6 protein-coding genes are annotated in these 13,681 nt (G+C 40.6%); all 6 read left to right on the top strand.

Going from position 1 to position 13,681, the window contains the following annotated elements:
• Window positions 1-10 precede the first annotated feature (10 nt).
• The 6 genes from E7588_02535 to E7588_02510 all read left to right on the top strand — a co-directional run bounded on the left by E7588_02535 (window position 11) and on the right by E7588_02510 (window position 13,674).
• Window positions 11-8,419: a hypothetical protein gene (locus tag E7588_02535; GenBank protein MBE6688137.1), complete on the top strand. Its 8,409-nt coding sequence runs from the start codon at window positions 11-13 to the stop codon at window positions 8,417-8,419.
• Between the two features lie 331 nt (window positions 8,420-8,750).
• Window positions 8,751-9,797: a Fic family protein gene (locus E7588_02530; GenBank protein ID MBE6688136.1), complete on the top strand. Its 1,047-nt coding sequence runs from the start codon at window positions 8,751-8,753 to the stop codon at window positions 9,795-9,797.
• 42 nt (window positions 9,798-9,839) lie between these two features.
• On the top strand, window positions 9,840-11,204 hold the full coding sequence (locus E7588_02525; GenBank protein ID MBE6688135.1) for an MATE family efflux transporter: 1,365 nt from the start codon (window positions 9,840-9,842) through the stop codon (window positions 11,202-11,204).
• Between the two features lie 2 nt (window positions 11,205-11,206).
• Window positions 11,207-12,883 (top strand): CoA-disulfide reductase, encoded by a 1,677-nt coding sequence (locus E7588_02520; GenBank protein ID MBE6688134.1) that lies wholly within the window; start codon window positions 11,207-11,209, stop codon window positions 12,881-12,883.
• Window positions 12,884-13,246 carry a PAS domain-containing protein gene (locus tag E7588_02515; GenBank protein ID MBE6688133.1) on the top strand — a complete coding sequence of 121 codons (363 nt, stop codon included), beginning with the start codon at window positions 12,884-12,886 and terminating at the stop codon, window positions 13,244-13,246.
• Window positions 13,247-13,269: 23 nt separating this feature from the next.
• Entirely contained in the window at window positions 13,270-13,674 is a 405-nt protein-coding gene (locus E7588_02510; protein ID MBE6688132.1) for a dinitrogenase iron-molybdenum cofactor biosynthesis protein, read from the top strand.
• Window positions 13,675-13,681: the final 7 nt, after the last annotated feature.

Here is a 13,681-nt window from a genome sequence, read left to right as displayed (position 1 = left end):
GGTGATATATATGTTTAAATCCAGGCCACTGGTTGCACTGGTCTTGGTTCTGAGCATGTTGCTGTCCACAAGTGCACCTGCTTTTGCGAATAGCGAGGTTCCATACGAAACAATAGGTATTACACGGCAGGAATTTGATGGCAATATTATTTACTTTGGTGTACCGGGACCGGTGTTTGACGAAAATGACAAAGTATATGCATTTCCGATTTTAAGAAGCGGTGATGTTTCGCAGGAAGCATCAGTAGTGCTCAGAACTCTTGATTTTTCAGCACTTTATAATAAGGATTACAGTATTATAGGCGATAGTATAGAAATCATAGAGAGAGACAAAACTCTTATTGAACTGGCAATGACCGGCGAGGAGTCAATCATAGATGACTCCGCTCTGAACGAAATAGAGGAAGGCAGTCAGCAAATTGGAGAAACAATCGAAGAAAACAGCGATGTGCTGACAGACGACGATCCCGATTCTCCGGATGCTGAAGTCGAAGAAGAAACAGCTGATGAAACTGTTAACACCGAAGTCGAAACAGAAACTGATAATACAGAAGAAACTCCTGATGAAAGCAAGGAATATTTTGCGGTTGTGCCTGAAATTGAAGTTGAAGAAACCTCGGGCAAAAGCAAACTTGCTTTAGAAAAAGAGGCACAGACAGGAAAACCCACCAGAGAGGTTCAGAAAACAGAAGTGTATAACGAACTTGGCGATATTGTCAGGGATGAACTGCTTGGCGATATATTTGAATATGTAAATTATTCATCCGAAACTGTTTTAACCTTTGCCCCTGGTGAGGAAGTTAAATATGTTAATATACGTATTATGGATGACGGCATTTCAGAAGGTGAAGAATATTTCACTCTTCTTATGACCGAAGCGATTGGAGCCGAGCTTTCTCAGGTGACATCAACAAATGTAATCATCACAGATGATGAACCTGTGGTGCTTCCCAAGGTAACCTTTTCGTCGGATGAATACAAATCAAAGGACGGAATGGTAAGTGTAACCGTAAAAAGAAACGGTGCAGAGTATTCGCCTGCAACATGTATATTAGAGACAACAGACGGCAGTGCGATTGCAGATGTACACTATGAAAGTATATATGGTGAGATTGTTTTTGCACCCTATGAAAAAGAAAAAACAGTAGATATTATTGTTGGCGGAAAAGGCGATTTCAAGCTCACACTTTCAGATTTTACAGGTTGTGAAGCAGGTGCTTTAAGTCAGGCTACCGCCAAGATTGACGAAGGTGCAGGTATTGCTCTTTTTGCAGCCGTTAATGATGGACTTGAATTCTCCATTACGGTTAAAGACAAAACATATACAGTAAAATACAAATCCGGCGATATAGTCGGAGAAATATATGATACCGGCTATGATCCTCATCTTTTGGTAGGTAAGTACTATTTCTCTGCTCCTGACAGTAAAGGTGGAATATTTAACTACAGCAGAGATAACAGTACCGGCACCAAGCCTTCCAATAAGGGTAATTATAATTCCTTCTATTCAGAGCCGATCACCGAAGGTGATTTCGCCACCGGTAACGGTCAGTTGGAGTATTACCATTCTTACACAAAAAGAACCGGTAGTATGTATACATACAGTAACGTTGATGCTACTACAAAAATAGAAGGTCCGTACTATCAGTATCTTATCCCGCATTGGGAGCAAGACAGAACCTTCGGTAATGTCATTGTGAGTGACAGCCAGTTATCCTCAATGGATGTTTATGACAGAGCTTTAAATAAAAAGGCCCTTGAACAAGGTTTAATTGGTACTGGTGTAAGAACAGGCAAATTTTCAAAAGAAACAAGTATGGATTCTGCCGTTCAGATTAAAGATGTTCTTAACGCTATGTGCGTAAAGGTTGCTGCGGTGGATAAGTATACGGGCAGAACGCCTAAAATCAGAACCAAATTCTACGGTGTTGCGGCGTTTTATAAGAAGTATCGCATAAGTGTTACATATCCTACCGAAAAGCAGTTTATTACCGGTGTTAATTCAGAAACAGGGGAAGCTGTAACTACCGGCTATATCCCTGCTCAGGTAAATGTAAACTGCGGAGCGCAGATACTCGGAAACAGAGAAAATATGGATATTTTCATCAATGATGATGAGAAAAAATCCAATCTTGTGTTCAGTGTCAGCGATAACCGTGTAAATGGTGTAAACGGAAAATTCGGTAAAATAACGGGGTATACAATCCGTATAGGGTCATCTTCGGCTTACATCAACAAGAGCTATCCTGCTGATTATTTTAGCTTCCTTGATTCTAAGGTGAAAGCCAATGCAAGTACTACATCTTTGTCATTTACAAGTGCTGCTGTGGAATCTGTCAAGAAAAAGGTAAACAGCAACCTTGATACAATACCGATAGACAAGTATTTTTCTGCATGGATAGAATCGGTACAGAACGAGAAAAACTCTCAGGACAAGACACCGGGAGTTATCAGTGACGGTGGAAAAGCATACCATCAGGAACTTAAATTTACGCCGATTGTAGATTATTATGATGTGGATGTTACCGTTGTAAAGCCATATACTGAGGGAACAGACATGAATGTTGTTCTCGGCGGCTTTAAGTGGCGGGAACTTTCCCTTGGAGAGCATCGCTTCCATGCAGGTGATTCACTTGATCTTACAGGTGAGCCGTATGATGATTCCTATAAGGCGGAAGGCTACGAGGTTTCGGTAAATGACGGTGTGTTCAACACCATCCGTGATACAAAAACACTTGTACTGCTACCCGGAAATAAATACACCATAAGACCTGTAATTTCTCAAATCAACAACTGTATTGAGATTACCAGATCTGAAGGTGCTATGAAATATTTTGAAATTGGAAACAACGTTTTCACAGAGGAAGAGCTTGCGCCTTATCCTGAATTTGCAGGTAAAACAATCCTGAAGCTTCATCCTGAAAAGGAAACCGTGCTTGAGCAGATGACGCCCGAGGTTGGAAAAATTTATTATCTTGATGTTATATGGAAGAATAATCGGTCTAACAAAAGTTTCACATATTTCCCGTATATAACTGACAAAATGACGGGCAATAAGTATATAACAAACAGGTACTACTTCAAGGCTCGCTCTATGCCCGGCGACAATGTGATAAACCTTGCAGCTTATCAAGCTAAGGCAGCTAATGTTGGAAAATACAAAATTAAAGGCTCTGTAAAGACATCCTACAAGCCGATTTTGTCAAACGGACTTGAATTTTCCAAAGAGGGCGCTCAGGGCTACAGTGTAATCATGGGTAGTGGCGAAAGGGAAATCGAACAAACATCAGTAAATGGCGTTAAGGAAACTGTTACCGTTGTTGATACTGCCATTGATATTACTGACGAAAACGGAAGCTTTGAATTTGATGCAATTCAGGGCTTTAAGAATGTATATATAAACCTTTTGGTTACTAACGGAACAAATACCGAGGATATCATAAACGTAAAGCTCCCCGCAAAAGGTACGAATGGTAAGGAAGTAACTGTAGGCGCAGAGGAATTCTGTCTGCAGTATTCACCAAATCTCCCTTATATCCCCGAAGGTGGAATATCTTATTATTATGACAAGAGCACAAACAACGAGCAGATAGATTTAAGAGAAAACTCTATCCGTGTTTTTGACGATAATCTTACAATCCGTGCCGTTGTAAATTCCAATGGCAGAAAGATAAAGAAAGCGGTATTCCAGATTCGCACCACAAACGGTATTGTGTCATCCTATGATGCATATCCCGAAATGACCGGTTCAAATGTTTATTCATGCAAGATTGACGCACTTCCCGAAGTAGCATATAACGGCGACCGTGTAAGTGTATACCTTGTTGACGAAGAAACAATTGACGGAACAGAGGCATCAGAGGCAATCGTATATCCAAAGGTGGATACCGGAATAGTCTTCTATGTTGAAAATGCGGTTATCGCTCCAAAGGAATATAGTTTAGATGATATTACAACAGTAGATATTCCTCTTATCGGAAAAGCCAGTCCATCTGCCAACTCCAAACTTTTGAAGATTGAAAAAACAAAATGGGCAGACGGAACGGGATTAACATTTGCGGTAAATGCAGCAGGCTCCTGGACAAATACGCCTTCGATGACAACAGCGCAGAAATTAAAGGGATATAAAGACTTTAAGGGTGCTGTAGACAAGGCGCATACTACAAATTTGCTAGAAAAGTCCTCTAAAGATGACTATGATAATTCGTTACGAACTTTGCAACAAATTATTAATCTGGCACATGCTCAAGGAAATGAAAAGGATGTTGACAATAGCGTGGCGCAGCTTACTGACATTACAAGGACGATAGAACAATATAAGAAGATTCACGCTGATTATTCAAAGCAGGCAAAAGATGCTGCTACGGCATTGGATAAAAGTTTGGGTACTATATCCGCAATTATATGTTTTACTTTAGATTATATCCTCAACCCTGAAACGCAGGAATTCAAACATTTCCGTACATCTTTCGCAGTAGGTGCTACAGCAACCGTAGTATCTACCAAGTATTTCCTTTTGGGTTCTGTTCCTACTTTTATTAACATTACAACAACAATCCAGGTTAACTTAACAAACTCATGGACCAAAGACGGTATGCTCAGCAGTACAGATTTTGAATCATACAGCGGCAACATAAAGAGCATTATTGATGATGCTGCTGAAGGAACTGACTGGGAGACTTTAACTGATATGGTTATCAAGGGCAAGCTTCAGGCCGGTGCCGGTATGAACGGTGTTTTCAGTACAAGAGGCTTTGTTGATCTGGGTCTGCAGTTCGAAACCGGTGCAAGAGAGGGTTTTTTATGGACTGCAGGAGGCGGTATCGGATTCGATTTGTTTTTTGGCTCAATCGATATAAACATTGCTAAATTCACACAGGGAGTCGGTAGTTTAAAAAACGCTATCCATGTTTCATTCCTTAATGATAAGATAAGCGTACCGTTGAGTCTGAGGTCTGCTGCTCGTGATACCACAGAAATTAATAATAATGACGGCACATCAACATCGGATTATGGTGCAGGAACGGATGATATGTCCACCTTTGGAATGAAAATGCTAAGAGGTATGCCTGAAGCTGTGAATATGCAAACCCTTCTAAACGATGCTGCAGATAGAACTCGCCCCCAAATTCTTGATTTGGGTGACGGTAGAAAGTTTGTTGTATTCATAGCAAACAGAGGAACGGATTCCGAGCTTCCCGCAAATGATATGTGTCTGTTCTATTCAATCTGTGATGAAAACGGAAATTGGGCAGAGCCGGTTCCTGTTGCAGATGACGGTACTTTTGATACTATGCCGGATATTGTGTTTGGAACAAACAAAGAGAACATCGGCATCGTATGGGCTGATTCCGCAAGAGAGCTTACATCGGAAGATTCCCTTAAAGACAAGCTCAATACCCTTGGTATAAGCGGTGCAATCTATAATCTTGAAAGCGGCACAATGAGTGACGAGCTTAATTTTGTTTCGGATGAATACTTTAATCTTGCTCCTCAGGTAAGTATGGTCGATGACAAAATATATGTGTCATACATGGCACGTGATATTGAATCGGTCACCAAGGACGAGGATATCCTTGATGTGACGGGACTTTACAGCACTATGGTAACAGTTGGATATGATATGGCGGCAAAAGAAGTTATTCCGAGAGCTTTTGTCGATATAAAGCATCCTGCAATCGACGATCCGCTCACAATGGACTATAACACATTGACAAGCAAAATCGGAGATAATACATACACACTTGCCACATATACAGTAGATACCGACGGTAAGATTGATACGGCATCTGACAGAGAACTTTACCTCTCAATAAGAGACGCAACAAATGGCAAGGAGTACTATCCGATTAAAATTAGTTCAGGTGTTACTGTATCTGTTCCGAGGCTTACAAAACTCGGTGACGAAATATTCCTTTCATGGCTCAAAGACACAAGAGAGATTCAGCTTCTTGATGTTTCCGACCTTGTATCAGCACTGTTTATGAATGATGCCATAGGAAGCGTTTATGCAGATAGCAACGAGAATGATGCTGCATGGTATAAAAAGAAAGCCAAAGAACTTGAAATGCACACCGAGGAATCATTTAGTCCTGCCACGGAATCTGATTGTCATGGCCATCTCGTATATGATGACTCTATATACAATGACCTGTATAACGGAACATTCCGAATCTCCGGTACAAGCATAACCACTGGTGAAACGGATAATTTATCCATTGAAGAATATAAACTTGTTTCAAACGGAAACGATATTTATATCTTCTTTACAAAGATGAACGAAAATCCTGAAAAGACAGGTATGGAACTTTATGGTATAAGGTACAAACGCTATATTGGCGAAGAAGACGACGGCCTTGGCACAGACGTTTATGCCGAAGCTGATGCAAACGTGGGCGAATGGGGCTTTACCGATGCTGTTGCCATTACAGATTACGATGCGGTTATAGATGAATTTGATATGTTCATGACCGAGGATAATAAGATAAGCCTTGTATCAAACTTCTACAGACAGTCTATAAATGACGACGGTGTAGTAGAATATACTCCGAACAAGCTTGTAGAAATTGATTTTGAGCCTATGGGTTCTGCCAATATCAAATATAATGATATATCCGTTAGTGGAGATTCGGTGCCCGGAAGCATTGTAAATATCGGATTTGATGTTGAAAATCGCGGACTTTACACGCTCAAGGATTATAATCTCAAAGTTGTGGCAGAAAAGAATGGCACAGAAGAAGTGTTGTTTGAAGAAACTGTCAGCACATATCTTGATACGAACGAGAGTGAACCATACAACATTTCCTGGACTGTTCCCGAAAATGTCGATGGCACAATAATCAAAGTAACAGTAAGCGAAGCCAGCGGAGTTGTTCAGGCAAGACCTCAAACAGTTGAGTGCGAACTTTCGGGTGCTCCACGCGTGACAATGGATTCTCTGGAATTTGCACTTGCGGATGACGGTCAGCTTATCGTAAGTACAACCGCAACAAACAGCGGTAACACAGCATCAACTGAAACAGATGTAAATATCTGTGATGAAAATGATAATGTGATTGCAACGGCAAAATTAAAGGCTCTTAATCCGGGCGAGACGGTTGACATAGCGGCTTCCATTGAACTTAAGAACGAGTATTTCAGCAATTTAGGAGTTATGATTGTCAAAGCTACTGCTGATTTCGGTGAGGACAATACAGTAACCGCCATTGGAGATTACATACCGCTTAAACCCGTTGTTGCCGAGATAAACGGTGGTAAAGAAACCTTTGATTTGGCGGCAGGAAAAACAAGTACTCTTACCAGTGTTGCGGCACCGTGGAACAGTCTTGCAGGGCAGGTAACATATTCGTCTGCTGATGATGAAGTGGCAACTGTTGATGAAAATGGTGTTGTTACAGGTGTAGGAGTTGGAAGCACTCAGATTACAGCTCACTATACTGAAAGCGGCATTTCTGATGTTATTAATGTAAACGTGTTGTCATCAGGTTCGTCGGGTGGTTCATCAGGTAGTTTCATTTTTACAAAAACCGAAAAGAACGAGGATGGTTCTACAACCAAAACAACAACAGATAAAAAGACAGGAACAGTAACCGAAGTTACAACTTATCCTGATGGTGATGTTGTAACTGTTAAAAGCGAAAAAGACGGTACTGTTACTGCCGAAGTTAAAGCAAATTCTGAAAAGGATGTTGTTTTGCCGATAGAACCCACCGAGGATATTGTTGTAGTATCTTTCACCGACGAAAACGGAAGAACAACATATACCGATGAATTTATAGAAAGCGATGAGGGTATAGCCGTTACAGCAAACGGTAATGTTAAGATTTCGGTAATACAGAGTGAAAGAGCACTCTATACAGATGTTCATAATAATAATCATTGGGCAGCAAAATCTGTAGATTTTGTCAGTGCGCTTGGTATTATGAAAGGTATTGGCGAAGACAAATTTGCTCCGGATGCGCATTTGACAAGAGCTATGCTTGTTACAATGCTTTACCGTGCAGAAGGTGAACCCGAAGTAGATGCAACAAATAGCTTTGAGGATATAGAAGATAATGCATGGTATGAAAAAGCAGTTTTGTGGGCAAAGCAGAACGGCATTGTAAACGGCGTAACAGAGAATGAATTTGCACCGGATATTGATATTACCCGTGAACAGATAGCAACGATTATGCATCGTTACGCAATGTATAAGGGCGATGATGTGGAATCAGGAGAAAATACAAATATTCTTTCTTATGATGATTCTGACAGCATTTCCGATTATGCAAAGGCTTCTTTGCAGTGGGCAAACGGAATTGGCTTGATTAATGGTAAAACAGAAAGCACATTAAATCCGCTTGACAATGCAACAAGAGCTGAAGCTGCAACAATATTTTACAGATTTGTTAAAGCGAATTTAATATCAACGCAAAACTAACCACCAAAGGCACTCCAATCGGGGTGCCTTTGGTATGTCTTTACGACATATTTTTTACGATAAAATGATTCTTTTTCAATTTATAATTCAGCAGAAATAATTAAATTAAAATCAGGTTGGGTATGGGAAGAAGATAAATGAGAGCTAAAAACATTGGAGGACCAAGATAGGTCCTCTTTTTGATTATAAAAACGCAAAATCGACTCTGGAAACGCCGTTTTGAATAACTTTGCCTTAAAAAGAAACAATAAATAAGGGTAAATTTTCTTAACATATTGACAATTCCCTTAATATGTGATAATATTTAAGGGGAAGAAAGGAGGTTAAGGGCATGAGAATGTTTAATTATTCGATAATCAAAGAACATAAATGGGATTCTGAACTTCTCGGTCTCGTAGCTGGCATATATAAAGAAGCAGGAAAACAGGACTTCTATTTAAAGATGCGCCCGGAAGAGCTTGAAAAGCTTGTGGAAATCGCAAAGATACAAAGCACAGAGTCTTCCAATGCAATCGAAGGTATCGTTACAACAAATACACGTATTAAACAACTTGTAGCAGAAAAGACGACTCCCAGAACCCGTGATGAACAAGAAATTGCGGGATACAGAGATGCTCTTAATATCATCCACGAGAATTTTGATGCAATTCCTGTTTCAAAAAACTATATACTCGGGCTCCATAAGATTATGTACACTCATATGAATAACCCTATGGCTGGCAAAACAAAGAGTGTGCAAAATTATATAAGCGCAACTTATCCTCACGGACATTCAGAAGTTCTGTTTACGCCGCTGGCACCTTATGAAACTGAAGAGGCGCTTGATAAAATCTGCGAGGAATATAATAAAGTTATCGGCAATCTTGAACTTGAACCATTGATTGCAATTCCGACATTCATTCACGATTTTCTCTGCATTCATCCTTTTAACGACGGTAATGGAAGAATGTCAAGACTGCTTACCACCTTGTTACTTTACAGAAGCGGATTTTATGTTGGTAAATATATCTCGCTTGAAGCTAAAATTGCAAAGAGCAAAGATTTATATCACGATTCCCTTAACAAATCTCAGGATAGATGGCATGAGGGTTTAGAGGATGCAACACCGTTTATAAAATATATCCTTGGTACTATCCTTGCTGCATATAAAGACTTTGAAGACAGATTTTCCATCGTAGAAGAAAAACTTCCTGCAATCGAAATGGTAAGAAAGGCATCACTGAATAAGGTGGGGCGCTTTACCAAACAGGATATCAGAGAACTCTGTCCGTCACTCAGCATAAGCTCCGTTGAAGGGGCACTTCGTAAAATGGTAAGCGAAGGAGAGCTAAAGCGTGAAGGTTCGGGCAAGTCTACTTGTTATTATAGATTAAAATAGTCGCTTGAATGAATTATAAAAGAAAATAAGGTGTTATATTAAATGAATGACAAAAAAGAATTTTTAGCGACAGAGCCTATCGGTAAGCTTTTGTTCAGACTGTCTATTCCGACGGTTGTGGCACAGCTTATCAATATGCTTTACAATATTGTTGACCGCATATACATAGGTCATATGCCGGGTGATGGCAGTTTAGCACTTACCGGTGTTGGTGTGTGTATGCCGATTATCATGCTTGTTTCAGCGTTTGCGGCATTGGTAAGTTCAGGCGGTTCACCGAGAGCATCTATCTTTATGGGCGAAAAGGATATTGAATCTGCTGAAAAGACGCTTGGTAACTGCTTTAGTCTGCAGATTGTTGTGTCGGTTATCCTGACCGCAGTTTTACTTATTTGGAACAAGGACTTGCTCCTTGCCTTTGGTGCAAGTGAAAACACAATCGGCTATGCAACCGATTATATGAGCATTTACGCTCTTGGCACTTTGTTTGTGCAGATGACCTTGGGTATGAACACATTCATCACAGCGCAAGGCTTTACCACTGTATCTATGGTTTCGGTAATTATCGGTGCGGTGTGTAATATTGTGCTTGACCCCATATTCATTTTTGGATTCGGTATGGGTGTAAAGGGTGTGGCACTTGCAACTATTATTTCGCAAATGCTTTCTTGTGTATGGATTATCTCTTTCCTTTGCGGGAAGAAGACACTCCTTAAACTAAAGAAAGAAAACTTAAAACTTCGGGCAGATATCATTCTGCCTTGCATCGCACTCGGGACAGCGGCGTTTGTTATGCAGTCAAGCGAAAGCGTGATTTCCGTTTGCTTTAATTCTTCACTCCTTAAATATGGCGGAGATATTGCAGTCGGTGCCATGACCATTATGACAAGCGTTATGCAGTTTGCAATGCTTCCGCTTCAGGGAATTGCACAGGGTGCTCAGCCGATTACAAGCTACAATTTTGGGGCTAAAAATGCGGGTAGAGTTAAGAAAACCTTCCGTCTGCTTTTAATCACTTGTTTAACATATTCCATAGCACTCTGGGCGGCGGTTATGATAGCTCCGCAAGTGTTTGTCAAGATATTTACATCGGACGCATCCCTTGCACAGTTTGCAGCCCCAATGCTGAGAATTTATCTCGGCGGACTTGGTCTCTTTGGCATTCAGATTGCCTGCCAGATGACATTTACATCACTTGGCAAAGCGGCAAACTCCATTGTGGTTGCAGTTGTGCGTAAATTCGTATTGCTACTTCCGCTCATCTATATTATGCCAAGCATTTTGGCAGACAAGACACAGGCGGTCTATATGGCAGAACCCGTCGCAGACATTATCGCAGTTACATTTACGGCAATACTGTTTACATTCCAGTTTAAAAAGGCATTAAAAGAAATAACGGAGGTGTAAAAATGAAGGTTGTTATTATTGGAGGAGTTGCAGGCGGTGCTACGGCTGCGGCAAGAATCAGGCGACTTGATGAAAATTCGGAGATAATCATTTTTGAACGAAGCGGATATGTTTCTTATGCAAATTGCGGTCTCCCTTACTATATCGGAGGAGAAATTGCTGACAAAGAGGATTTGTTTTTGCAGACTCCCGAAGGATTTTGGTCGAGATTTAAAATTGATGTAAGAACGCTCCATGAGGTAACTAAAATAAACCGCGAAAGAAAAACTGTTACGGTTTTGGATAAGAATGCTGGAAACGTGTTTGAAGAAAGCTACGACAAACTCATTTTATCTCCCGGTGCAAAGCCTGTTATGCCTGATTTTTGCATTGGTGATTGCAGTAACATTTTTACACTGCGCACAGTAGAAGATACGCTTAAAATCCGTGAGTTTACAGACAACTATCCAATTAAGACGGCAGTTATCATCGGCGGTGGTTTTATAGGACTTGAGATGGCGGAAAATCTTAAAAACCGCGGCATAGATGTTACTGTCATTCAAAAAGGAGACCACCTTTTAAATACAGTAGATTCTGACATTGCATCATTTGTTCACACAAATTTAAGGACAAAGGGCATCAATATTCTTTTAAATGCCAATGTAAAAAGCATTGAGAATAATATGGTTGTTACCGATTGTCAGGAAATACCTGCCGATATGGTCATTGTATCTGTTGGTGTTTCGCCTGAAAATACGCTTGCAAAGGATGCAGGTCTTAACCTGGGTGTAAAGGGTGCAATTTCAGTTTCTGACAATATGCAAACCTCGGACGAGGACATTTATGCAGTTGGTGATGCGGTAGAGGTTATAAACTTTATTTCAAATGATAAGGCAGTTATAACATTAGCAGGCCCTGCCAATAAGCAGGGGCGAATCGCAGCAGATAATATTTGCGGGATTAACAGCACTTATAAAGGCACGCAAGGCGCATCGGTTATTAAGCTATTTGATGTGACAGTTGCATCAACAGGAATGACTGAAACACAGCTTAAAAACAGTAATATCGCTTACGAAAAAGTCATTCTTTCGCCCCTTTCTCACGCGGGATATTACCCGGGGGCAACAGTTATGACATTAAAGGTTATATTTGAAAAGGAAACATATAAAATCCTTGGTGCACAAGCGGTAGGTTATGAGGGTGTTGAAAAAAGGATTGATGTAATTGCTACGGCAATTTTTGCGGGACTTACAGCGGACAAGCTAAAAGACCTTGAACTTTCCTATGCACCGCCGTATTCATCTGCAAAAGACCCTGTGAATATGGCAGGCTTTATCATTGAAAACGTGAAGAATGGTATTGTAAAGCAGTTCTATTATAATGATATTCCTCTTCTTCAAAAAAGAGACGATGTCACGCTTTTAGATACAAGAACCGTCTACGAATATATGCGCGGTCATGCAGAGGGCTTTATCAATATTCCCGTTGATGAACTGCGTGAAAGACTTACAGAGCTTGATAAATCAAAGCCTGTATATGTGATGTGCCAGAGCGGTTTAAGGAGCTATCTTGCGACAAGAATACTTATGCAAAACGGCTTTGACGCCTACAATTTTGCAGGCGGATACAGACTTTATGGCACGATGTACTATGATGAGGTTGTATCAAAAAATGCATATGACTGCGGAATGGAGAAATAAATGTTAAATAAATTATTAAAAAGTGTATTAGATCAAGACCTTGCCCCTGTGGTTGTTTGCGATATAGATGATATCATTGTATATATGAATCCGTCAGCAATAGAGCGTTATCACAAAGACTTGACAGGCAGAAGTATTAAAGACTGCCATCCGCCAAAAGCAAATGAGCAGATTGATAAAGTGGTTGCGTGGTTTCGCGAAAGCAAGGATAACAACATCATATACACCTATCGCAATGACGAGGAAAATAAAGATGTGTATATGGTCGCTCTTCGTGATGATGACAAAAACTTAATCGGTTATTACGAAAAGCACGAGTATAGAAATAAAGAAACAGTAGGGCTTTATCAGCCAAAAAAATAAATTTAAAAAGGAGACAAAACACTATGAAAATTGCAGTAACTTATGAAAACGGAGAAATCTTCGGACATTTTGGGCACACAAAACAGTTTAAGGTATACGAGACCGAGAACGGCAAAATACTTTCATCAAAAGTAGTAGATACAAACGGAAGCGGACACGGAGCACTTGCAGGTATGCTCTCTGCACTCGACATAGATGTGCTTATCTGCGGTGGCATTGGCGGAGGTGCACAGATGGCTCTCGCTCAGGCAGGAATTAAGTTGTTCGGCGGTGTTCAGGGTGATGCAGACAAAGCAGTGGAGGCTTATCTTAACGATGCTCTCCAATACGATCCCGATGCAAAATGCGACCACCACGACCACGAACACGGTGAAGGTCACACCTGCGGTGAACACGGTTGCGGTGGAAACTGTCACGGACATAATTAATGGTTTT

The sequence above is a fragment of the Oscillospiraceae bacterium genome (assembly GCA_015065085.1).
In the GTDB taxonomy this organism is placed as follows: Bacteria; Bacillota; Clostridia; order Oscillospirales; family SIG627; genus SIG627.
This window is presented reverse-complemented; position numbering and strand designations above follow the sequence as displayed.

What these genes read in the sequence shown, in the direction of transcription:
- E7588_02535 (MBE6688137.1), top strand. Translation starts at nt 11, where the DNA reads ATGTTTAAATCCAGGCCACTGGTTGCACTGGTCTTGGTTCTGAGCATG.
- E7588_02530 (MBE6688136.1), top strand. Translation starts at nt 8,751, where the DNA reads ATGAGAATGTTTAATTATTCGATAATCAAAGAACATAAATGGGATTCT.
- E7588_02525 (MBE6688135.1), top strand. Translation starts at nt 9,840, where the DNA reads ATGAATGACAAAAAAGAATTTTTAGCGACAGAGCCTATCGGTAAGCTT.
- E7588_02520 (MBE6688134.1), top strand. Translation starts at nt 11,207, where the DNA reads ATGAAGGTTGTTATTATTGGAGGAGTTGCAGGCGGTGCTACGGCTGCG.
- E7588_02515 (MBE6688133.1), top strand. Translation starts at nt 12,884, where the DNA reads ATGTTAAATAAATTATTAAAAAGTGTATTAGATCAAGACCTTGCCCCT.
- E7588_02510 (MBE6688132.1), top strand. Translation starts at nt 13,270, where the DNA reads ATGAAAATTGCAGTAACTTATGAAAACGGAGAAATCTTCGGACATTTT.